Below are 20,546 nucleotides of genomic sequence, written 5' to 3' on the forward strand. Positions count from 1 at the left end.
CGTCCGTTTTCGGTCTCCCGGAGGCTGTTTCGGGTCGATGCCTTCGAACGAATTCGTCCCCTTGAGGTCGATGCCGTGGGCCAGGCCGGTCGGGACGATGGCGAACCGAAGGGTCGTTTTAGCGCCCGATTGTGTCACCTTCCTCGACTCTCAATCCCGTGGCGTAAGAAAAAGGCCTATAACCGGGCGCCTATCTATATCCCGATAGATGTCGGACGAGTCGGATGCTGGGTCGGACACCGATGAGGCCGAGGAGCCACGGGACTCGAGCGCCGAGGCCGCTACCGATTCCCGATCCGAAAACGACGCCGCCACGGACGCGAGTGACCGCGATGGGGACGCGAACGACGGTGAGGACACCACCGCCGATGGCACCGATGGTGACGATACCTCTGGCGAGCCCGACGAACCCTCGAGTGAGGACACTGATGCGTTGAGCGACGACACTGATGCGTCGAGCGACCACGACCCCGATACTCCGGACGCGGCCGACGAATCGACTGGACTCACGGCTCACGGAGGAACGGATGACCACGACGCGCCCAGCGGGTTCGAAGACGTTCCGCTCGACGAACGCCCAGAACTCGGCCCGACGGGGTGGAGCCGTTCGAACGACGAGGATTCGAGTACCGGTGGCGATGTCAAGACCGCGTACGAAACCAAAACCGACACCGAATTCGAATTTGGCCCCAGTCTCGAATCGTCCGAAGAGGGAGACGAGATGTCTGAGAACGATGTCGACGATGCCAAAGTCGAAGATGACCCCGAAGTTGAAGACGAAGACGACCCCGCCGGCGTCGGCACCAATCCCGACCTTAGCCACCTCGAGGAACCCGCCCCCGAACCGCCGGGCGAGACTGACACCGACGCGACCGCCAGCCCAGAAGCGAAGACCGACGGCCACGGCCACCACGACGGGGCGCGAGACCGTCAGGAACCGAGCTATCCGGACCCCGACGACGACATCGGCGGCATCTCGACCCCGCCGGACGACGAGGAGATGCCTCTGGCCGACCACATCGAGGAGATGGTTCTCCGGCTGGCCGTCGTCTTCCTCGTCGGCGCAGCCGCGACGTCCATCGCCCTGCTGTGGTCCTCACAGGCCATCGGACTCATCTGGGAGAACGTCTTCCCCGGACCGGCCGCCGAGGTGCCGCCGCCGCACGTCTACGCCCCGCTCGAACTCTGGCTGACCCGGATCAAAGTCGCCGCGCTGGCGGGGATCATGGCCGCGATTCCGATGCTCGTCTACCAGGGCTACCTGTTCATGCGCCCGGGGCTGTACCCCAACGAGCGCAAGTACTACCTCGCGGCGGTGCCGACGAGCGTCGTCCTCGCCGGGATCGGGATGTTCGTCTCGTTCATTGTCGTGTTGCCGATCCTGTTCGAGTACTTCACGTTCTACTCGGAAGGGAGCGCGGACATCGCGTATGCCCTCGGCGAGACGTTCGGCCTCATAATCACGCTGACGGGTTTCCTCGCAATCGTCTTCCAGATCCCGCTGCTCGTCATCCTCGCGGTCCTGATGGGCGTGACGACCCGTCGATGGCTGGCCGACAAACGGCTGTACTTCTGGGCGGCGTTCGCCGGCCTTTCGTTCATGTTCACCATCGACCCGACGCTGATGGCGCCAATCATCGTCGCGATCATCATGATCATCCTCTTCGAGGGGACGTTGCTCCTGCTCAAGTGGACCGGGCGGGAGTGATCAGAATCAGGATCGGGTTCCAGACACCGCTTTTCGCTCGAATCAAGCCGCCTCGAGTCCGGCATACGCCCGAAGCGTCTCGACGCTGATCTGGCCGAACTCCGCTCGTCGGTGACACGGCAGACAGAGCGAGACGACGTTCTCGAGGACGTGGGCATCGGCCCGATCGACTTCGTCAGCTCCGGCGAACGCTCGCACCGGAATCAGGTGGTGAACGTCCGGGTTGCGACCGAGCTCGTCCTTCGTCGTTCCGCAATGGACGCACTGGTAGCCGTCGCGCTCAAGGGCCTGTCGTCTAACGGCTCCCCACCCTTTCCCGTAGGGGCCGGTATCCCCACCCTTCCAGTTGGGGGTGGCCCTCGCCGGTGAACGATTCCGAGAGCCAGCGCCGTCGGCAGTCTTCGCCACAGACGACGACGTCGCCGACCGCGCTCGGGTACCGGTCGATCGAGTCAGTGCAGACGGTGCACTCGGTGGTGACTTTGCCGCCTTGCCACTGTCCGTTTGCATCCCCCTCGAGTGCTGGGCGCTCACGCCATTGTTCGGTTTTAAAACACTGGGGACAGTACAAACCTGGCTTGTCGGATGGATAGTACTCGAACGTAGACTCGCACAGCTCGCATTTCGTTTGGTCCTTTCCTCCTTTCCAGTTTGGGTTGTCGGATCCGGCGAAGGAAACGGATGCGTCGAGACACTCGTCTGAACAGTACTTCTTCTGATGGTCGGAGTAAAATCGGGATTCACAGCGATCACAGGTTCGATTTGGAAGCCGTTCGCCGTGTACGGAACTGTGGTGAACGCCGAGTCCACGTCTCGTTTCGAATCGCTTGCCACACGTCGGACAGTCACGCATCGCTCACTCTGGCCCTGCTTTTCTATATAATCTTGCGGATAGCACCAGTCGTGACTGCCGATAAACTATCAAAAATTTGATGGAGTCCGGGTGCGAAAATTGAATCCGCCTCTCAGCCTCCACAAGGCTGAAGGATAACCACTACCCCAACCCGGACACGCTTGCAAGCGCTTCTAGCCCGGTCAACTTCAAATACGTTACGACTCTCGAGACGCCGTGGGAGTCGGTAGCGCGTTTTGGAGTCCAGCGATTCGTCGGTCGAGATTCTACTATAGGATATATAGTAATGGCTCGAGATTCTCCTCTCCTCGCCGCGAACTATCCGAGTCGCTTTTGCCTGTGCCGTGAGTACCCTCACCAACGCGTGGCCATCACCGACAAGATCTACGTCAAGAACCACCGCCAGCTCAGCTCCCAGCTCGAGACGAACATCCCGAAGGGGGCGTTCAAGGGGGCGACGCTCGACGTGCTCTTCCAGGGCCGGGGCCTCGAGAAGCTCGACGACGCCACCCGCGAGCGGGTGCTCGACTTCGCGACGGACTTTCTGGACTGTGACTGCGACAATAATCCCTACTGCGGGTGTCCCGAGCGAAAGTTCGTTCGCTACCTGCTCGAGTTGCGCGCCCAGGGACTCGGTCCGGACGCCATCGTGGACGTGATGAGCGACGACTACATGGTCTACGCCTACTCCGGAGACATCCTCTCGTTTCTCGACAGCGGTGTTCGCACGCTCGAGGCCGCCGAGGGGCTGGCTCGAGTCGAAGGGGACGACGACGCCAGGGAAGAGATTCGACGCGTGAAGAACGAACTGTCGCGGTAACTGCGCAGTTCCGCTCGCTGGCTTCGACGCTCGTCCGACGAGTTACCGAACCGTCGGCGAGTCGCCCGAGTCGTCGAGGTCGTCCAGCAACAACACCTCGTCTTCCTCGTCCTCGAGGCGGTCGCGCAGGTCGGTGACGTAGGACTTGTGCTCTTCGAGCTGTTCGCGCAGGTGCTCGGCCTCGAGTTCGAGTCGTTCGTGCTCGCGAACGAAACTCTTTGGCACCTCGACGGTGGGCGGGAACGACGGTTCGCCCTCGCTTCGGGCCTCGAGTTCGTCCTCGGGGATGACGGCCACCTGCCCGTCGTGGTCGACCAGGAGGTCGACGTAGTCCCGGAAGACGGCGGACAACGAGATGTCGCGCTCCTCGGCGATCTCCTGGAGGGCCGCGAAGGCATCCTCGTTCACCCGGAACGAGATGGTCTTGTTCTTGTTGCCCATGTCGGTATCGATGAGCTATCGTCGCGCGAGGCACTTAACCGTTTGTCAGACGACTGGTCACGGCACGTCATCGCCGCCTCCAGTCCGCTTCGTCGGCGATGGGGTGACGATTCCGCCATAGGCTCTCGCTCGAGACGCTGTCAGCGGACCGATCTTCGTCCACAAAAAGGGAATACGACAGGGTGGTGCGACTTCGATTTCGCGTCAGGCCGAGGCCTCGAGGTCCTCGAGACTCTCCAGGGCCTGGATGACGTCGCGGCGGTAGTTCTCGACGGGCGAGTCGTACTGCTCGCGGGCCATCTGGGCGTACTCGTTGGTGGGCACGGTGGATCCACTTTCGGGCGCCTCTTGCTCGGTTTCCCACGCCTGGAACGCCTCGACGCGGTCGAGAGTCCGCTCGGCGGTCTCGACGACCCAGCGGTCGCGGGTCGCCTCGTCGACGACCGCGATGGACTCGGGCCGGACGGAGACGTTCACGGTGCCGTCGTCGGTCTCGTAGGTGCGCGGCTTGCCAACGATGGCCACGTACGCCGGCGGCTCCGTGTCCCGGAGGACTGCGGCGGCCTCGGGCTGGTACTGGCCGGCGTAGACGAAGAACGTTCCCGTGGGATCGACGACGCGCCCGCGCCAGTACTCGCTCTCGTCGCCCACGTCCTCGGTTTCGGTGAGCGTGCCGACGAAGAACACGCGGTTGGCGCGGTCGCCAGTCGGCAGCAGGGCGTAGTTCGGAGCGCGCTCGTCGTCGGACTCCTTGAACGCGTACGTCGAGTCGTTGAATTCGGAGGCGAAGACGCGCTTTGCGACCTCGCGGGTGAGTTGTGTCTGAGACATTTACATCGACCTCGCTTTGATCAGCAGTTCCTCGGCGTCGACCGGCCCGTCGAGTTCCTCGACCTCGTCGGCCAGGACGTAGCGGCCGAAGGTCGGCCCCTCGATGCGGTAGTAGGTGCCGACGATCCGATCCCGGATCTCGTCGGCCACGACGGTCGTATCGAGGGCGTCCATCGCCATGTCCTTGGCCTCCTCGAGGCTGATCCCCGTCAGCCCCTCGGTGGCCTCGGCGTCGAAGATGACCTCGTGGGCGTCGAGGCCGTCGTCGACGACTCCCTTGATGCGGAGGTCGAAGTCACCCTCGACCTCGCCGTGGTCTGGACAGCGCCCGTTCTGGAGGACGTAGGTGCAGTCCTCCTCGGGGCAGCGCTTGATGAGGCCGCTGCCGCTCTGCATGTCGACGAGGGCGCCCTCGATTTCGCTGGTGTCGTCGCCGACCTCGATATCTTCCTCGAGTTCCTCGATGACCGTCGTCGAGTTGAGTTTGACCGAGTACCGGCCCTGGTACTCGTCGGTGACGACGTTACGAAGGTCGTAGACGCCGCCCTCTTCGAGGCTCGGGAGGTCGGATTTAGCCCACTTGGTGAACTTGATGGTGCCCGTCGGGTCGCCCAGGAGGCCGACCTGTGCGACGGAGTCGCTGCGGGGCTCCCAGAGTTCGATGACCTTGGCGGTGAGGTCGATCCACTCTTCGGGTTCGTCGACGTCCTCGATCTGGGCGCGCTCGCTGCCGCCGCTCGAGATGTCCTCGCGCTCGAGGCCGGCCTCGTCGAGGTAGTGCGTCGTCACGGATCGGCGAGCCTCGTCCATCGGGACTTTGTACTCGTCGACCAGCGTGGTGAGTCGCTTCTCGACGTCCTCGACCTCGAGGTCGATGTGGTCTGAAAACTGCGCGTGTATGTCTTCTGCGTGTTGGCGTACGTCGCTCATCGGATCACGCCTCCTCTTGTGTATCCATGGGAGGCATACCGGTGTTCGCGCCCGATCGTATTTAAACTGCCGCTACCGGAGTGAAAGTGGTCCTCGACAGTGCTTGATGCGTCGCGTCGACCGTCTTCGTTCCTTCTCCGGTCGAGAAGGAGATTCGAGCAGCTGCTCTGGCCAACAGTATATGTGTCCGGCCCACGAACGCAACCCACAATGGCAGATCGGCGTCGACTCGAGCGGTTTCTGCGCTCGAAACTCGAGCAGGCGGGAACCCAGTACGCGGAGGTTCGCCGGTCGGCAGACGGTCAGCTCGAGGAGGCCCGGGAGGCCTACCGCGTGGCGCGAAACGCGCGGAGCCTGCCGACGGACGACGCGGGGCGGGCAAAGATCGTCTGCCGCCGATTTGCGGAGAAGCGAGCCGCGAAACTGGACGAGGAGTTCCGACCGGCGTGTTACGAGGCGGACCACCCCGACTGCGAGGGCTGCGTTGAGGACGTTCACGAGGGGCGTATCGAGACGTGGTGATCGTCGCTCTCTGCTGATTGCGAGGAGACGCTCTTCACTCGCCCTTGAGCCGCCCATACACCCACTCGCCCAGCCGCGGGAACGCGAGGGCGGCGAGGGCGCTCGAGCCGATGGCCACGACGAGCGAGATAGGCGGAAACCCGACCGCGTCCCCGACGGCGGGACTCCCGAACGCAATCGCACCGAGCACGAGGTTGTAGTAGGCGACTCGGAGCACGACGAGCCACGGCGTGAGCGAGAGCCAGCCCCGAACGTCGGTTCCGAGTGGCCGGACCCAGCCGCCACGAATCCCGGCGGCGACCGCCGTCATCGTCAGCCAGGCGACGAGCATCGCACTCGAGACGCTGTAGATGCGCGGGTCGGGCGAGAGGAAGGCCAGGGTGATCGCCGGCAGTCCCAGCACGGCGAGTTCCGCGAAGACGGTGGTCACGTCGTGGAGGTAGCGCCGGACCGGCGGCTTCTCGGCTCGAGCCAGGGTTCCGTGGCCGTACCAGGTGCGGCGCTCGCTCGAGTAGGCAGGGCGGGTGGCCCGTCCGGGCGCCCGGTTCGGCTCCGATGGTCGATCGCTCGACGCCCGGTCGCGATCCGACGTCCGGCCCCGTCCGGGCTCTGACTCGCGCGTCATCGCTGGCGGCTACCACTTCGAGACACAAATGCTGGGAGGGGCGTCCGCACGAACTGCGACTGGCGTTTACGAGTCGCCTCCCGTGAGGCGCTCTAACTCCGCAACAGCCCGCCGTCGATGGCCACCTCGACCCCGGTGACGAAACTCGCGTGCGGACTCGAGAGGAATGCCACGACCTCCCCTAACTCCTCGGGATCGCCGATTCGTCCCATCGGGATGTCGTTGGCCATCGCCTTGAGCCCCAACTCGTAGTCCTCGTAGGTGCCGTTCTCGACGCGAGCCTCGATCAGTTCCTCGATGCGGGGCGTTTCGATGGTGCCGGGGAGGACGGCGTTGGCGCGAATTTCGGGCGCGAACTCCCGGGAGACGGTCTTGACGAGGCCGATGACCGCCCGGCGGACCGCGTTCGAGAGCAGGAGGCCGTCGGCGACCTCCTGGACGGTCCGGGAGGTGACGCAGACGATCGATCCCTCGTCGGACTCGAGCAGGTGCGGGTGGGCCTCCTCGATCGTCCAGACGACGCTCATCACGAGCAGGTCGTAGGCCTGGTACCACTCGCGCTCGCTCGTCTCGAGGAAGGTCGTGCTCGGTGGGCCGCCCGCGGAGGTGACCAGGTGGTCGATGCCGCCGAAGGCCTCCGCAGTGGTCGCGACCAGGTCCGAGACCTGGTCGGGGTCGGTGAGGTCGGTCTGCTTCGCGAGCACCTCGCCGTCTCCCTGCGCATCGACGTGCTCGCGAGCCGTCTCGAGTCGGTCCGCGTCGCGCCCGCAGATGGCGACGTCCGCGCCCTGTCGGGCGAGCACCGCCGCGCTCGCCAGGCCGAGGCCGCTCGAGGATGCCGTTACCAGTGCCGCGTTGCCGTCGACGTCGAGGTCCATGGGTCGACTACGCTCGCCGAGGACAAATCTCTCGGGGCCGTGGCAACCCGCCTCCATTCCCTTTCCTCTTCACTCGGACTGGCGAACCCGAACCGATCCCTCGCTCGTGACCCCGACGACGAGGTCCGTCGCCACCTGACGACCCGTCACTGCGTCGCCGGCGGCGTCCGAAACGACCTTCATCAGGTCCGGTGCGGTGTACTCGACCTTGACGCCCGCCTCGTCGCAGGCCGCGTACACCGCCTCGGGGACGTCGTAGAGGTCCGTTCCCGCCTCGACCTGCACGCGAACCGGGGCTCGTAGCGCCTCGGCGAACGCGATGGTCTCGCGTGCGCGCTCGAGGTTGTCGCGGGCGCTCCCCTCGACCGAGGAGACGTTGGCGCGGGAGGTCCCGAGCGCGTCGGCGATCGACGCCTGGGAGAAGCCACGCTCGCGGAGCGCCAGCACCTGCGCCTGGCGGTGGGTGAGGACGCTCGCCTCGGGGTCGAAGCCGACCTCCTCGAGGATTTCCTCGGCGTCCTCGATCACGGTCGATACCCCCTCGACTCGATGGCGGCCGTCGCGGCCGTGATCGCGTCCATACCCGACCTAGGTGAGGGGACCCCCAAAGCGTCTCCGGTCGCTGGGCGGTCTGTGGGGTCCCACCGCCGTACTCGTCACCCTCAAGCGCCGTCGCCGTACTCGCCATCTTGAATCCCCATCACCGAACTCGCAACCTTCAACCGTCACCTCGAGGAACTCGAGGTGAGGATGAACCGCCCGCCCGGCCTCGATCCGTTCGCCACACAGTCGCGATTCGCACACACGGTGACCGTCCTCGGCGGAATCACGGTCTGCCTCCTTGCGTACTTCGGGGTCGTCGCCGCCGTCTACGGCGACCTCTCGGTGCTCGCGCTCGAGTCGAACATCGGTGCCCAACGGGCGGGCGGCGCGATCGCGGGCGTCGCCGTCTGGACGTACTTCTCGCTCGCGTTCGTCCGTGGCTACGGTGGGCCGGTGTTGAACGTACTCCCGTATCCGGTCGCTATCGTCGTCCTCGCGCCGTTTCCGGCGCGGTGGCTCCTGTTCGGCCCGGACGTCTCCGGGCTCCGATCGAGGTTCGTCGGCTTCTTCGTATTCGAGCCACTGATCACAACCGGGATTGCGGTTCTTCCAGGACTGGCCGCCTGTACCGTCGTCCTGACGGCCTGGGCGTCGCTGATCGGGGACGAGGCTCGAGAACGGTGGGAACGGCGTCACCTCACGAGCGAGTTCTACGATGCGTTCGTGGACGTCGAGGAGTGAGGGGGAGAGGACGGTTCGACTCGAGACGAGCCTCGAGGAGGAAGTACATTCGCGCCAAAGGAGTGAAAAACCGCAGCCCGAGGAGACGGAGAACCGCCCGTTCGGGCTCAGGGCCGCGTCGTCGCCCACACCGCCGTCAGCGCCAGCATCGTCGCCGGCAGGAGCGGGAGGATCAACAGCGCGAACCAGTAGTCCATGTCCGGCGGCGTCAGCAGGATCAGGCCGGGAGCGACGATGAACGCGAGGACGATCATCCCGACGAGCACCCAGCCGCGACGGCCGAACTCCCGGTCGGTCGACTCAGGATGAATCGGCCGCTCGAGCCAGGCGTCGTCGTTCGAGTCGGCGGCGTCCGCGCTCCCCTTCTGGTTGTCCGCGGTACGCCGACCCTCTCGGTCGAACGCGTTCGGGTCGTGGACGTAGCCGCCGTCGTCGCTCGAGGTCACGTGCGAGTGTTACGAGCGCGTCTGCATAGCCCTCACGGTTCTCGTTTGCACGTCAGGACCGATCTTCGACTTTCTCGTCCGTCCATTACGGATCTTCGACTACTCGAGTTCGCTATCCGGCCGAACGACGACTTTCCCGAATCCTTCGCGGTCCTCGAGGAGGGCGTGAGCGCGGTCAGTCTCGCTCATCGGGAGCACCTCGCGGACGGCGGGCTCGAACGTGCCGTCCCAGACGAGTTCCATCACGTCGTCGACCTGGCCCGGGGTAGCCATCGTCGAGCCCAGGATCGTGAGCTGGTTCCAGAAGATGCGAGGGATGTCGGTCTCGGGATTCGGCCCGGCGGTGCCGCCGCAGGTGACGAGGCGCCCACCCTTCGCGAGGCACCGGATGGAATCGCGCCAGGTGCCGGCGCCGATGTAATCGACGACGACGTCGACGCCGCGCTTGCCGGTCTCGGCGCGCGCCCAGTCGGCGAAGTTCTCCTCCTCATAGTCGACGACGTGGTCGGCGCCGTGGGCCTCGGCGTATCGAAGTTTCTCCTCGCTGCTTCCGGTGGCGTACACCTCCGCGCCCGCGTGGGCGGCGATCTGGAGGGCGGCGTGGCCGACGCCGCCGCTAGCGCCGAGTACGAGGACGGACTCGCCCGCCGAGATATCGGCTCTGTCGATCAGCATGCGCCATGCGGTCTGGAAGACGAGGGTGGTCGACCCTGCGGTCACCCAGTCGACGCCCTCGGGAACGGGGATCAGGTTGTCCTGGGGGACGGCGGCGTACTCGGCGTGGACGCCGGGGACGTGCTCGCCGATGACGTGGTAGGAGACGCAGAGCGGGTACTCCCCGCGGCGGCAGAACTCGCACTCGCCACAGGAGACGCCCGCGGAGAGGGCGACCCGGTCGCCTTCCTCGAACCGGGTGACGGCCTCGCCGGTGTCGACGACGACCCCCGCCGCGTCGCTGCCGGGGACGTGTGGCAGCTCGAGGTCGAGTCCGGGAAGCCCGCGTCGGGTCCAGACGTCGAGGTGGTTGAGCGCGCCCGCCTTCACGTCGATGAGCACGTCCTCGGGTCCGACGTCGGGGTCGGGAACCTCGGCGTACTCGATTACGTCGGTGTCTCCGTGGCCGGTGAAGGTGACAGCCTGCATACCGGGGCCAACGCGAGAATCCGTGAAAAGTTGTTCGTCACCCGCCAGCGCTCGCTTCCCCTCTCAACGGCCGCCGCCGGAACGCTCCGTTCCACGATGTGAGACGAACAGCGTCTCTCGAGGCAGCGACACTCGCTCGACGGGCACCAGCGGCGGGTCGCCACCCAGCGTCGTGAACAGGAAGTCGGCGTCGACCGCGCGGGCCACCTGGAGCGCAGGCCGATGCAGTTCCGGCGGGAGGTTCAGCGCGTAGATGGCGTCGGCGTTGGCGTAGGCCTCGAGTTCGGGATCGGTGACGTCGTCGATCACGAACTGTACTCCCTCGGGGGTCTCGTGCGGGTGAACGTCCGTCGCGACGACTGCACACCCGGCCTCGACGAGCGCCTCGGCGACCGCCGTTCGCCGTCCGATGCCGACCTCGAGAAGGCGCTCGTAGGTCTCGAGTTCCCCCACGAGCGCGTTCTGGTTTCGGTCTCGGTCCCGGTGAAAGCGTACCACGGCGGGACGTTTATGCTGGGGGGCGGCATAGACGTTGCCATGCTCGTCGACATCGTGCCGGTCGGGTCTGTTCCCGCGAACGTCAAGCGGGAGGCCTCCGCGGCGCTCCGGTCGGTCTACGACTGCGACGTCACGGTCAACGATGCCCAGTCGATTCCGAACGGCGCGTACGACTCCGGGCGCAACCAGTACTGCGCCGAGACGTTCATCCAGCTGGCCGAGCGCGTCGGCCGGGGCGACAAGAACATCGCCGTCACCCCCCACGACCTCTTCTACCGCCGGCGCAACTACGTCTTCGGCCTCGCCTACCTCGACGGGAGCGGCAGCGTCGTCTCGACCTATCGGCTCCAGACCTCGAGCGACGGCGGCTTCTCGAACAAGAGCGCGAGCGACATCTTCCAGGACCGCATCCGCAAGGAGATTGTCCACGAAATCGGCCACACCTACGGGCTCGAGCACTGCGACAACCAGCGCTGCGTGATGAACTTCTCGCCCACGGTCCGGGAAGTCGACATCAAGGAAGAACACCTCTGTGGGAGCTGTCAGCGGCTGATCGGCTAGTTCCGTCTCGCTCGCGAGTGGGGCCCGGCGTAACCAGTGAATCAGTACACCCGCAGGGCACCAGCCGGGAACAGGCTTATCTTCCTCTCGAACGTACACTCACTCATGGTGAGAGATAGACTCGTCCGTGCCGTGAGCCGCGCACGCTATGCCGCGATGGGCGCCGCCGTCGGCGCCTTCCTGGGTGGACTACTGGGCAAACAGACCGCGAGCACCGGGGCCGCCCTCGGTGCGCTCGTCGGCGCGACCTTCGGCGAACACCGCCCGACCGTCCAGTCGCGCTTCGACGACCTGAAATCCGGCGGTGGGCCCAACGTTAGCGGACTGCGGTCTCGAGGCAGCGACGTCGAAGAGTAACGATACGGACGAGAGGCGGCCGCACGGCCGAACACGAGACCACGACGTTTTTTGGACAGCCTCGCTCTCCAGTCGTCCATCCTCGAGCCAGCGCAATAGCACCTGTTGAGAGTCTCGACCTTGAGCGCTGATCTGCGAACCGCGAAAAACTAGGCGGCGCCGATCAGGGCGCGTAGTAGTACTCACCCTCGCGCTTCTGTTGCCTGTCGAGTTGGGAATCCGGCTTGTTGATCCGCGGGCGCGAGGTCCGCTCGTCCCGGCGGAACGTCACCTCGAGGTTCGCCAGGAACTCGTTCATGCCGCCGCGCATCGACTGGGGCGTCCCCGCGCGGCCGTGGACGGCCGGCTCGCCGTCGAAGACCATCAGGCGGTCGGCCAGTAGGTCGATCATGTAGATGTCGTGGTCGATGACCAGGACGGTGGCATCTTGCTGTTCGGCGTAGCGACGGATCGCTCGCGTGGCCTGGACCCGCTGTTCGACGTCGAGGTGGGCCGAGGGCTCGTCGAGCAGGTACAGATCCGCGGTATCGGAGAGGCAGGCCGCGATTGCTACCCGCTGGCGCTCCCCGCCCGAGAGGTCCGAGAGGCTCTGTTCCATAATTCGCTCGAGCTGGAGCGGGCCCGCGATTTCGGTGTTCCAGTACGAGGAGCCGAACTGGTCGGTGATCGAGGCGAGGAACGCGTCGACGCGCATCGGCTGGTCGATGGTGACGTACTGCGGTTTGTACGAGATATCGAGATCGAGTTCAGCCTCACCTTCGTCAGGTTTGAGCGCACCGGTCAACAGCTTCGCGAAGGTCGACTTCCCGATGCCGTTCGGGCCGACGACGCCGAGCACCTCGTTCTTCCGAATTTCGCCGCCCTCGACCTCGAGTGAGAACTCGCCGTCGCCGTAGGACTTCACGAGATCGGGATACTCGACGAGGGTGTCCCCGCGGGTGGCGCTCCGTGGGGCGTGTTCCTCGAACTCGATCGGATTCGGCCGGATCCGCATGTTCTCGTTCTCGAGGTAGCCCGCGAGGTACTCGTTGATGCCGTTGCGGACCGACTTGGGCGTCGTGATGACACCGTAGGCGCCGGGCTCCCCGTAGGCGACGTGGAGGGTGTCGGCGAGCAGGTCCAGCACCGCGAGGTCGTGTTCGACCACGAGCATCGACTTTCCTTCGTCCTCAGCGAGTTCGCGGATCAGGCGGGCCGCGGTGACCCGCTGGCCGATGTCGAGGTAGGGCGTAATCTCGTCGAGGAAGTAGAAGTCCGTGTCGCGAGCCAGCGTCGCCGCGAGCGCTACGCGCTGGAGTTCCCCGCCCGATAAATCGTCGATCGACTGGTCCATCACCGGACCGATCGACAGCCGTTCGACGAGGTACTTGAGGGCGTCGCGCTCGTTCGTCCGCTCGAGCAACTCGCGGGTGTTGCCGTCGAACTGATTCGGAATCTGGTCGACGTACTGTGGTTTGCGCGCGACCGAGAGGTCACCGTCGCGGACGGCCTCGAGGTAGTCCTGGATCTCGGTGCCGCGGTAGGCCTCGAGCACGTCGTCCCAGCCCGGCGGATCCTCGAAGCGTCCGAGGTTTGGCTCGAGTTCGCCGGCCAGGATGCGGACGGCGGTGGTCTTCCCGATGCCGTTCGGTCCGAGGATGCCCGTTACCCTCCCCTCCTGTGGCGCCGGGAGGCCATAGAGGGAGAAGGCGTTCTCGCCGTAGCGGTGGGCGGGGTCGTCCTGGAGTTCCTGTGGCAGGTTGATGATCTCGATAGCGTCGAATGGGCACTTCTCGACGCAGATGCCACAGGTCTCGCCCAGACAGATCTCCTCGGAGATGCGGATCTGCTCGGGCTGGCCTTCGTCGGCCTCTTCGCCGCGGAGCGTGATGCACTCCTTGCCGGTGCGGTTGGGCGGGCAGTAGTTCTTGCACTCGTAGTTACACCGGTCGGGCTGGCACCGGTCGAGGTTGACGACGGCGATGCTGTCTTTGGCCATGTTAGAAGCTCGCGCCGGTGCTCAGCATGATTCCCCAGGTGATAAACCAGAACGAGAAGGTCATCAGCCCGATGAACAGGACGTGTTTTGGTCCGAACTCCTCGCTATCGTAGAGGCCGGTCGCGGGCAGGGCGATGACCTGCAGGGCGATGAGCCCGAAGACCAGGAGGTAGGTGAGCGGTTCGGTCGCCGCGGCGTCGACGGCTTCCCCGGCAGTGAGTATCGAGGAGCCGATGGCGGCGCCAACCCCGGCGAGACAGGCGAACGCCGTCACGCCGATCGAGCGAATGTGCTCGCGCCGATCGCTCATCGTTGCGGTTGACATACTACTGAGTCTGTTTTGGGCGTTCAAAAGCCGTTCGCATTGGATAGCGCCAATGTTTGAACGACGAGTGGTATAATTGGCAAAGAATAATTTTCCCGCAGCATCTTTCATCAAAACAACAGCACGCAACCCCCTTCTCGAGTAGAAGAATGATTGAGGGTGAGCCCTATTTATATATCTTTACCCTCTCGATGACCGTACCTCTCAGAAGTCGCACCCGTCAATACACAATTTTATCGTCGAGGTACTGTCGTCACCGAAGTACAGAGTAATTCGTACGTCTTCGCCTTTCATATCAATATTACTTGAATTACCATTGCCGTTACCGTTGCCAGGTCCCGTACTATTCTCTTTGAATCTATTGAATTCGAACCTCACAATATCATTTACAGCTAACGTGATGTTCGGATCCATATCGCGGCGTGTGTCACTGTTGGGGTCAGTGTTGTCGATCGGAATCTCCTCAGTAATCAATTCTTCACCGGTGTCATCGTTAAACAGACTCCCATCTCCAGAGACAAATTCGGCGGTGGTAGTCGTCTCGTTGATGCCAATACCGGTCATCGTCACGTCCTCACAGCCGCTATTCTCGATTTCGAAGGAGTACTTTCCGCTCGCACCAGCACTGCTCACGTTTCCAGTGAGTTGTATTTGGCCCGCTTGCGGAATGTCGAAGTCTCGAGTGAGTGCTATCGAGCCGATAGGTGTGTTGCTCTCGTCTTTTAGCACAGCGTCGATATCCACGGTCGCCGTTCCCGCGTCGGTACACTCGCCGACGAATCGAAGATTGATCTCTTTCGACTCCTCAAGAAGTAGCGAGAACGTTTCCGGCGCCGTAGACCAGCTTCCATCGTTTCCGACGTCAAGTTCAATTTCGCTAGAGCTGTCGAGCGTGACCTCCATCTCGTTGTTACTCTGGTTTGTGAACGTTGGAACGGCGGACGTCTCTTTAGCATTGGCAATGGCGAGCAATGCGTTCGAATCGTCAGCCGTGCTCACGCTTAGACCGCGACCGGCAGAGACTTCTGTAAACCCGTAGGTTTCGGACGCAGCCAACAATGAACCACCCGCAATTAGACCGAGGGCCGTTCGCCGCGTAATGTTGGTTGTTTTAGACATTAGTCACTGACAGTATGCTTATGGTGGCTTCTCGATCTTGCCGAGGCGATTGCGTCGATTCTCGAGCACGTGGATCACCGCTGAAACTCCAAACAGAGTCACGGTGAGCGTTGCCCAGCCGAGTTCAGGGACTGTTTCGGTCGGGACGATCTCGAACCACAGCCCCGCTATTACCACGGCCGCAACCACTGACAATCCAAGGTAATAAATCCCCCACGGAATCGAATCACCCGGAACGACGTCGAGGTAGACCTCAAGTTGTTCGGCTTCTTCGGTGAGTTCGATCGCTCGAGCGTCGAACTCGACCATTCCCGCGCGCTCGAGCGCCGGGAGATGCGTCTGCTGAAGCGACGTGTACACCCGCTTACGCTCGGCAGAGGTGAGTCCTTGCACCTCTTTCTCGAGTTCCCAGGCGGCGACCTGTTCGGCCAGCGCACCGAGTTCGACGGGTTCGTCGGTCTGCTTGAGGTGGTGGATGGCGTACCGTCGACGGTGATTGCTCAGGAGGTCGAAAATCTCGCCTCGAGTGGGGCCGGCGGCGTTCCCGCCGCTATCAGTCCTTTCAGCCTCGTTCTCGCCTACCTGTTCGGTAATCGTCGACATTGGCCCCCCGAAATCTATCTAGAATTACTGAACTAAGGCTACATAACGTTTGTTGCCGTCACGCGTAGATCTAACACAAACATGTCTTTGGCTCACACACCAACCCCTCAGATGCTGATTTCGGCCGATCAAGGCCGTCTTGAAGCATCGATTGGTGGCCCAGAACTGCTTCTGGCGACCTAATACAAAGGGGGTGGCCTCGAGTGAGAGAGGTAATGATCACGTCGGTATCCAGCGACTACGATGCCGGCGCGGATCGAACGGAGACCATACAATGAGACTCAACAGACGCAACGTGCTTGTCGGACTGGGAACGATCGTAGCTGGCGGCGGCGGCGCACTCGCGACGGGTGCGTTTAGTAGTGTGGAAGCGACGCGTGATGTATCAATCGAGACTGCAGGGGACACGGATAACGCCTTGATAGGAATCAACGTCACGGGTGACCTCGCAGGAACCACGAATGATACAATCTCATTCGATCTCACCAATGACATCAACCTTGATGCAGTCACTAGGTTCAATGGTGCACTCACTATCACCAACAACCGCGAGAATGAGGGTGATGAGATCGATATCGAGATACACATTGATGAAACAGATGCAGTGACTGATGTTGCCACCGACAATGGCGGGATGCAATTCGAAGTTACTACCGACGGAGACCAAAATAATGTGTCCGGTAATGGCGGATCTGTAACCTTTGATGTCGTCTTTGGACTTGATGGATTCACGTCAAAAGAAGGTGTCGATGGTGCCAGTGGTGCTGATGATGAAATCCCCGAAACGATCACCATTATCGCCAACGACTCTGACTCGACCGTATAGCGGTTCCCTTTCGATAGAATAACTGAGTTGAATAGCTGAATGTATCTGAAACTCGGGACCGCGTTCGTGCTTGTACTCCTGTTAGCGGTACCTACGGCGGCTATCTCTCTCGAGCCCACAGACACAACCTCCTCTATCGAACTCGAGTCCGCGAGCCCCTACGCCACCACCGAAAACGGCCAGCTCGAGCTCGATTTCGAGCGACTCAACGCCGACGCGGTGACGACGGTCGATGAAGCCTTCACCGTCCGCGCCACCGACGAGAACGTCGACCGCATCTGGCTCTCGGGCACCGACGGCGTCACCTTCTACCGAAACGGCGATCCTCGAGACGAGATAACCGCGAGGTCGCCGCTCGAGCCCGCTACCGGCCACTCGATTACGGTCGGCGTCTCCATCGACACCCACGAGGCGGGGGAGGGAACGGAGTCATTCACGATCCACGTGCGGTATGACGACGACGAGGACGACGAAACCGACCCCGACCCGCCGACGCTCGAGCGCGTCACCGTCTCGGACACCGAGGTGGCCGTCGGCGAGACGATCACGGTCACGGGTATCTACCGGGGCGGGTCCCAGTCGATGGCGACGATGGTTGGGCTGACCGTTGACGACATCGTCGTCAGCCAGAAACGGGTCTTCGTCTTCGGCGGCGAGAACCGGTCCGTCTCCTTCGAGCGGACGATGGACGCCCCCGGCACGTACGAGGTCGGCATCGACGGTCGGACGCACACGGTGACGGTCACCAATCCCGAACCCGAACCGGGTGAATCGGTGCCGAATATGACGGTGACGGGGGTCGACCTCGATCAGACCGAGGTCGCAATCGGGGAGCCGGTTTCGGTCACGGCGACCGTCGAGAACACAGGTAACGCGACGGGGGTACGAACCCTCGAGTTCGCCGTCGGCGGATTCGTCGTCGAGACGGAGCGGGTCGAACTCGCACCCGGTGAGACGCGACAGGTCGAGTTCGAGCGATCGTTCGCCGACCCCGGCCGCTACGCGCTGGCGCTCGAGGGCGAGGCGGTGGGTACCGTCACAGTCGTCGGACTGCCGGCGATTGCGGCGGTCACGGCCGCACTCCCCTCGCGATCGACGGCGGCACTCGCGCTCCCGATCGCGCTGGGCGTCGGGTTCGTCGTCCGGCGGCGGCGAGCGTGAGACGAGCAGTTAAGACGATTCGAATGCGAGACAGGAAAAACACGACCGTGCCAGGAGCGAACTCGAGGGAGCGACGACGATGAACGGGACGTCGATAGCCAAACAGGTCGCGATGGGGCTGGTGGGGCTCGTCGTGGTACTGCTGGTGCTCGGCCAGGTGCTGGGCCAGCCGATACTGCTCGGCTACGTTGCGACGGGAAGCATGGAGCCGACGCTTGCCGCCGGGGACGGGTTCGTCGCGGTGCCCAGCGCGGCGACCGACGCGCCCGAACCCGGCGACGTCGTCGTCTTCGAGGCCGAGACGTTACACGGGGGCGGGCTCACGACCCATCGAATCGTCGCCGAGACCGACGAGGGGTACGTGACGCGGGGTGACGCCAACCCGTTCACCGATCAGGACGGGGGCGAGCCGCCGGTCACCGAGGGGAAGATCGTCGCCGAGGCCTGGCAGGTCGGGGGGTCGGTCGTCCGGGTCCCGCATCTGGGGACCGTCATCATGAGCGTCCAGGGACTCGTCGGGGCCGTCTTCGGTCTCCTGGCGGCGCCGCTCGGGATCACGGCCGCCTTCGACGCCGAGGGGACCGGCGCCCTGCTGGTGGCCCTCGGGGTCGGCCTGCTCGGGGTCGGCTTGCTGCTCGAGCGAGTCGGCGTCGCCGAACGGCGGACGGCGCGACGAACCAGCCGCGAGAACGTGATCGGCCTCTGGTCGGCGCTGTCGGCCGTCGTCGTCGTGCTTGCCCTCTTCGCGACCGCGGCGATGGTGATCCCGGCCGGCGGAACCGCGTACGAACTCGTGAGCACCGACTCGCCGACCGACGACCCGCAGATCGTCGCCCCCGGGGAGACGACGACGCTCACGCGAACGATCGACAACAGCGGCTACGTTCCGGTCGTCGTTGTGCTCGACGCGCCCCACCCCGCCGTCGACGCCGAGCCGCGGGCGACGACGGTCGGTAGTCGCGACACCGCCGAGGTCGCGCTGTCGATGACAGCGCCGGAGACGACGGGGAGCTACACCCGCGACGTCGTCGAGAGTCGGTACCTCCTCGTCTTGCCACCGACGCTGCTCGTCTGGCTCCACGACGTCCACCCGTTCGTGGCCGTCGGCGCGGTTAACGTCGTGATCGTCGCCGTCGCCGTCGGTCTGGTGTTTGCCCTCTTCGGCACCGGCGACCTCCGGATACGGACGCCCGGCTCGCATCTCCCGCTCTCGAGGCGACTCGAGCGCCTGCTCGAGAAGTGGTTGTGACCGTTATCACCCTCCCAGACCGGTCGATCGACGGCCACTACTGTTATAGTCGATGAACGACGACCTATCGTATCGCGTGACTTTCGCCACTTTGCTAGATGGGGGGTTGGCCGACGGCGAGTCACAACCAGCGGTGGGGTCCGACGGGATTGACGGGGCCGACGGAACCGACGGGAGGGAGGGTGCACCGTGACGAACACGCCCCGCCTCGACCTGCTGATCGCCAGATCCGGCCGGCCGATTCTGATCGCGTTGCTCGTGATCGGCACGATCGCCCTGCTCGCGACCGGCTGGGTCGTCGCGAACCCGTCGACGACCACGACCACCCAGGAAGTCGATCGCCAGACGGTCTCGACGCAGGTCGGCACGGAAGCCGTGGTCGTCCAAGACGGTCTCTGGGAGGCGGGCACGGTGCTCGAGGACAACCCCGCGTACGTGATCAACGCCTCGCCGGAACTCGAGATCGTCGCCGAGACGGCGGTCCCGAGCGACGAGACGAGCCTCGAGCACGAAATCGTCCTCAGGTACGCGGCCTCGCGCAACGGCGAGGTGTTCTGGGAGTCAGAACGGGTGCTGGCGGCCGAGGAACCGACGGTCACGGACGGACAGGGCGTCACCAGGGCGTCGGTCGACATTCGGGAGGTCCAGGACCGGCGTGAGGAACTCAGGACTCGCCTCGACGGGGTCGGGACGGTCGACCTCTCGCTGATCGTCCGCACGAGTTACGATACAGGGACACACGTCGGCGAGCACGCCCCGTCGACCCCGTTCGTCGTCACCGAGCGGAGCTACTACCTCGAGGACCACCCCGAAGAATCGGATCCGAACCCGGTTACCCAGACCGTCGAGACGACGGACCCACCCAGTTCTGCGCTGATCGGCGCCCTCCTGATCCTCACGGTGGGGTCGTTCGGCGGGGCCGCGTTCGTCAACTCCCGCTCCGACGTCGATGTCGACCGAGCACGGCAAGCGATCCACGAAAACCGCTACGCAGAGTGGATCTCGCGAGGCTCGCTTCCGATGTGGATCGGCGACGAGCATGTCTCGCTCGACACGCTCGAGGACGTCGTCGACGTCGCCATCGACACGAACGAACGCGTGATCCACGACGGGAGTCGCGGCCTGTTCGCGGTCGTCAGCGACGGCGTCGTCTACTACTACAGCGACCGCGGGCTCTGGGAGGAGACGGCGTGGCCGGACTTCGACCTCGAGGAGCGGCCGACTCCGGGCGACGTGGTCTCGCCTGGTGAGGGCGACGGACCGGGGGCTCGGCCGGCCGATAGTGGGCCGAAGCCGCCGTTCGAGGACTTGCCGGACCCTGAGGACGACGACGCCTGGAACAATCTGTGATCTGTCGCGTACACCGGTGATCGTTCGCGCATATTTGG

24 protein-coding genes are annotated in these 20,546 nt (G+C 64.1%); 10 read left to right on the top strand and 14 right to left on the bottom strand.

Annotated features, from left to right (window positions below; genetic code table 11):
- Nucleotides 1–721: 721 nt before the first annotated feature.
- Nucleotides 722–1,708, top strand: coding sequence for a twin-arginine translocase subunit TatC (tatC, locus tag AC6I65_RS00940; RefSeq protein ID WP_497903136.1), 987 nt, complete (start codon nucleotides 722–724; stop codon nucleotides 1,706–1,708).
- 42 nt (nucleotides 1,709–1,750) lie between these two features.
- Here tatC and AC6I65_RS00945 read toward each other — a convergent pair whose 3' ends face one another.
- Nucleotides 1,751–2,116 carry an HNH endonuclease gene (locus tag AC6I65_RS00945; protein WP_497902243.1) on the bottom strand — a complete coding sequence of 122 codons (366 nt, stop codon included), beginning with the start codon at nucleotides 2,114–2,116 and terminating at the stop codon, nucleotides 1,751–1,753.
- A gap of 809 nt (nucleotides 2,117–2,925) precedes the next feature.
- Between AC6I65_RS00945 and AC6I65_RS00950 the strand changes: the two genes are divergently transcribed.
- Nucleotides 2,926–3,381, top strand: coding sequence for a DUF5814 domain-containing protein (locus tag AC6I65_RS00950; RefSeq protein ID WP_497902244.1), 456 nt, complete (start codon nucleotides 2,926–2,928; stop codon nucleotides 3,379–3,381).
- Nucleotides 3,382–3,423: 42 nt separating this feature from the next.
- On the opposite strand, the gene AC6I65_RS00955 is transcribed toward AC6I65_RS00950, so the two are convergent.
- The 3 genes from AC6I65_RS00955 to AC6I65_RS00965 form a co-directional block, all read right to left on the bottom strand.
- Nucleotides 3,424–3,822 (bottom strand): DUF8146 domain-containing protein, encoded by a 399-nt coding sequence (locus AC6I65_RS00955; RefSeq protein ID WP_497902245.1) that lies wholly within the window; start codon nucleotides 3,820–3,822, stop codon nucleotides 3,424–3,426.
- A gap of 204 nt (nucleotides 3,823–4,026) precedes the next feature.
- Nucleotides 4,027–4,653: an RPA family protein gene (locus AC6I65_RS00960; protein ID WP_497902246.1), complete on the bottom strand. Its 627-nt coding sequence runs from the start codon at nucleotides 4,651–4,653 to the stop codon at nucleotides 4,027–4,029.
- The gene (locus AC6I65_RS00965) at nucleotides 4,654–5,583 is read right to left on the bottom strand and encodes a replication factor A (protein ID WP_497902247.1); all 930 of its coding nucleotides are present in this window, start codon (nucleotides 5,581–5,583) and stop codon (nucleotides 4,654–4,656) included.
- A gap of 210 nt (nucleotides 5,584–5,793) precedes the next feature.
- Between AC6I65_RS00965 and AC6I65_RS00970 the strand changes: the two genes are divergently transcribed.
- The gene (locus tag AC6I65_RS00970) at nucleotides 5,794–6,105 is read left to right on the top strand and encodes a DUF7091 family protein (protein WP_253431819.1); all 312 of its coding nucleotides are present in this window, start codon (nucleotides 5,794–5,796) and stop codon (nucleotides 6,103–6,105) included.
- Nucleotides 6,106–6,139: 34 nt separating this feature from the next.
- Here AC6I65_RS00970 and AC6I65_RS00975 read toward each other — a convergent pair whose 3' ends face one another.
- The 3 genes from AC6I65_RS00975 to AC6I65_RS00985 all read right to left on the bottom strand — a co-directional run bounded on the left by AC6I65_RS00975 (nucleotide 6,140) and on the right by AC6I65_RS00985 (nucleotide 8,136).
- Nucleotides 6,140–6,730 (bottom strand): DUF8215 family protein, encoded by a 591-nt coding sequence (locus AC6I65_RS00975; protein ID WP_497902248.1) that lies wholly within the window; start codon nucleotides 6,728–6,730, stop codon nucleotides 6,140–6,142.
- Nucleotides 6,731–6,822: 92 nt separating this feature from the next.
- A complete protein-coding gene (locus tag AC6I65_RS00980; protein WP_497902249.1) occupies nucleotides 6,823–7,608 on the bottom strand; it encodes an SDR family oxidoreductase in 786 nt (261 codons plus the stop codon).
- A gap of 69 nt (nucleotides 7,609–7,677) precedes the next feature.
- A complete protein-coding gene (locus AC6I65_RS00985; RefSeq protein WP_497902250.1) occupies nucleotides 7,678–8,136 on the bottom strand; it encodes a Tfx family DNA-binding protein in 459 nt (152 codons plus the stop codon).
- A 222-nt stretch (nucleotides 8,137–8,358) separates the two neighbouring features.
- Between AC6I65_RS00985 and AC6I65_RS00990 the strand changes: the two genes are divergently transcribed.
- Nucleotides 8,359–8,892 carry a hypothetical protein gene (locus AC6I65_RS00990; protein ID WP_497902251.1) on the top strand — a complete coding sequence of 178 codons (534 nt, stop codon included), beginning with the start codon at nucleotides 8,359–8,361 and terminating at the stop codon, nucleotides 8,890–8,892.
- A 107-nt stretch (nucleotides 8,893–8,999) separates the two neighbouring features.
- On the opposite strand, the gene AC6I65_RS00995 is transcribed toward AC6I65_RS00990, so the two are convergent.
- The 3 genes from AC6I65_RS00995 to AC6I65_RS01005 form a co-directional block, all read right to left on the bottom strand.
- Nucleotides 9,000–9,338: a DUF7977 family protein gene (locus AC6I65_RS00995; protein WP_497902252.1), complete on the bottom strand. Its 339-nt coding sequence runs from the start codon at nucleotides 9,336–9,338 to the stop codon at nucleotides 9,000–9,002.
- Between the two features lie 99 nt (nucleotides 9,339–9,437).
- Nucleotides 9,438–10,481 carry a zinc-binding dehydrogenase gene (locus AC6I65_RS01000; RefSeq protein WP_497902253.1) on the bottom strand — a complete coding sequence of 348 codons (1,044 nt, stop codon included), beginning with the start codon at nucleotides 10,479–10,481 and terminating at the stop codon, nucleotides 9,438–9,440.
- 63 nt (nucleotides 10,482–10,544) lie between these two features.
- Nucleotides 10,545–10,979 carry a UPF0146 family protein gene (locus AC6I65_RS01005; protein ID WP_497902254.1) on the bottom strand — a complete coding sequence of 145 codons (435 nt, stop codon included), beginning with the start codon at nucleotides 10,977–10,979 and terminating at the stop codon, nucleotides 10,545–10,547.
- A 39-nt stretch (nucleotides 10,980–11,018) separates the two neighbouring features.
- On the opposite strand from AC6I65_RS01005, the gene AC6I65_RS01010 reads away from it, so the two are divergent.
- Complete coding sequence (locus AC6I65_RS01010) at nucleotides 11,019–11,540, top strand: archaemetzincin family Zn-dependent metalloprotease (protein WP_253431834.1); 522 nt, start codon at nucleotides 11,019–11,021, stop codon at nucleotides 11,538–11,540.
- 105 nt (nucleotides 11,541–11,645) lie between these two features.
- On the top strand, nucleotides 11,646–11,897 hold the full coding sequence (locus tag AC6I65_RS01015; protein ID WP_497902255.1) for a YMGG-like glycine zipper-containing protein: 252 nt from the start codon (nucleotides 11,646–11,648) through the stop codon (nucleotides 11,895–11,897).
- A gap of 163 nt (nucleotides 11,898–12,060) precedes the next feature.
- On the opposite strand, the gene AC6I65_RS01020 is transcribed toward AC6I65_RS01015, so the two are convergent.
- From AC6I65_RS01020 to AC6I65_RS01035, 4 genes are all read right to left on the bottom strand, one after another.
- Entirely contained in the window at nucleotides 12,061–13,875 is a 1,815-nt protein-coding gene (locus tag AC6I65_RS01020; protein ID WP_497902256.1) for a ribosome biogenesis/translation initiation ATPase RLI, read from the bottom strand.
- A gap of 1 nt (nucleotide 13,876) precedes the next feature.
- Nucleotides 13,877–14,200, bottom strand: coding sequence for an EMC6-like membrane protein (locus AC6I65_RS01025; protein ID WP_312911006.1), 324 nt, complete (start codon nucleotides 14,198–14,200; stop codon nucleotides 13,877–13,879).
- A gap of 204 nt (nucleotides 14,201–14,404) precedes the next feature.
- Nucleotides 14,405–15,256: a hypothetical protein gene (locus AC6I65_RS01030; protein WP_497902257.1), complete on the bottom strand. Its 852-nt coding sequence runs from the start codon at nucleotides 15,254–15,256 to the stop codon at nucleotides 14,405–14,407.
- An 81-nt stretch (nucleotides 15,257–15,337) separates the two neighbouring features.
- On the bottom strand, nucleotides 15,338–15,922 hold the full coding sequence (locus AC6I65_RS01035; RefSeq protein ID WP_497902258.1) for a DUF7344 domain-containing protein: 585 nt from the start codon (nucleotides 15,920–15,922) through the stop codon (nucleotides 15,338–15,340).
- A gap of 274 nt (nucleotides 15,923–16,196) precedes the next feature.
- Here AC6I65_RS01035 and AC6I65_RS01040 point away from each other — a divergent pair, with 274 nt between their 5' ends.
- The 4 genes from AC6I65_RS01040 to AC6I65_RS01055 all read left to right on the top strand — a co-directional run bounded on the left by AC6I65_RS01040 (nucleotide 16,197) and on the right by AC6I65_RS01055 (nucleotide 20,508).
- Entirely contained in the window at nucleotides 16,197–16,748 is a 552-nt protein-coding gene (locus AC6I65_RS01040; RefSeq protein ID WP_497902259.1) for a hypothetical protein, read from the top strand.
- A 39-nt stretch (nucleotides 16,749–16,787) separates the two neighbouring features.
- A complete protein-coding gene (locus AC6I65_RS01045) occupies nucleotides 16,788–17,909 on the top strand; it encodes a CARDB domain-containing protein (protein WP_497902260.1) in 1,122 nt (373 codons plus the stop codon).
- 79 nt (nucleotides 17,910–17,988) lie between these two features.
- Nucleotides 17,989–19,158, top strand: coding sequence for a S26 family signal peptidase (locus AC6I65_RS01050; RefSeq protein WP_497902261.1), 1,170 nt, complete (start codon nucleotides 17,989–17,991; stop codon nucleotides 19,156–19,158).
- A 189-nt stretch (nucleotides 19,159–19,347) separates the two neighbouring features.
- Nucleotides 19,348–20,508, top strand: a complete 1,161-nt coding sequence (locus AC6I65_RS01055; RefSeq protein WP_497902262.1) for a DUF5305 domain-containing protein — start codon at nucleotides 19,348–19,350, stop codon at nucleotides 20,506–20,508.
- Nucleotides 20,509–20,546 lie beyond the last annotated feature (38 nt).

This window comes from Natronosalvus sp. KLKA75 (assembly GCF_059736265.1).

Bases quoted from the DNA above. Each gene is read 5' to 3' on its own strand.
- tatC (WP_497903136.1), top strand. From the start codon at position 722: ATGTCTGAGAACGATGTCGACGATGCCAAAGTCGAAGATGACCCCGAA.
- AC6I65_RS00955 (WP_497902245.1), bottom strand. From the start codon at position 3,822: ATGGGCAACAAGAACAAGACCATCTCGTTCCGGGTGAACGAGGATGCC.
- AC6I65_RS00960 (WP_497902246.1), bottom strand. From the start codon at position 4,653: ATGTCTCAGACACAACTCACCCGCGAGGTCGCAAAGCGCGTCTTCGCC.
- AC6I65_RS00965 (WP_497902247.1), bottom strand. From the start codon at position 5,583: ATGAGCGACGTACGCCAACACGCAGAAGACATACACGCGCAGTTTTCA.
- AC6I65_RS00970 (WP_253431819.1), top strand. From the start codon at position 5,794: ATGGCAGATCGGCGTCGACTCGAGCGGTTTCTGCGCTCGAAACTCGAG.
- AC6I65_RS00975 (WP_497902248.1), bottom strand. From the start codon at position 6,730: ATGACGCGCGAGTCAGAGCCCGGACGGGGCCGGACGTCGGATCGCGAC.
- AC6I65_RS00980 (WP_497902249.1), bottom strand. From the start codon at position 7,608: ATGGACCTCGACGTCGACGGCAACGCGGCACTGGTAACGGCATCCTCG.
- AC6I65_RS00990 (WP_497902251.1), top strand. From the start codon at position 8,359: ATGAACCGCCCGCCCGGCCTCGATCCGTTCGCCACACAGTCGCGATTC.
- AC6I65_RS01000 (WP_497902253.1), bottom strand. From the start codon at position 10,481: ATGCAGGCTGTCACCTTCACCGGCCACGGAGACACCGACGTAATCGAG.
- AC6I65_RS01010 (WP_253431834.1), top strand. From the start codon at position 11,019: ATGCTCGTCGACATCGTGCCGGTCGGGTCTGTTCCCGCGAACGTCAAG.
- AC6I65_RS01015 (WP_497902255.1), top strand. From the start codon at position 11,646: ATGGTGAGAGATAGACTCGTCCGTGCCGTGAGCCGCGCACGCTATGCC.
- AC6I65_RS01020 (WP_497902256.1), bottom strand. From the start codon at position 13,875: ATGGCCAAAGACAGCATCGCCGTCGTCAACCTCGACCGGTGCCAGCCC.
- AC6I65_RS01025 (WP_312911006.1), bottom strand. From the start codon at position 14,200: ATGTCAACCGCAACGATGAGCGATCGGCGCGAGCACATTCGCTCGATC.
- AC6I65_RS01035 (WP_497902258.1), bottom strand. From the start codon at position 15,922: ATGTCGACGATTACCGAACAGGTAGGCGAGAACGAGGCTGAAAGGACT.
- AC6I65_RS01040 (WP_497902259.1), top strand. From the start codon at position 16,197: ATGAGACTCAACAGACGCAACGTGCTTGTCGGACTGGGAACGATCGTA.
- AC6I65_RS01045 (WP_497902260.1), top strand. From the start codon at position 16,788: ATGTATCTGAAACTCGGGACCGCGTTCGTGCTTGTACTCCTGTTAGCG.
- AC6I65_RS01050 (WP_497902261.1), top strand. From the start codon at position 17,989: ATGAACGGGACGTCGATAGCCAAACAGGTCGCGATGGGGCTGGTGGGG.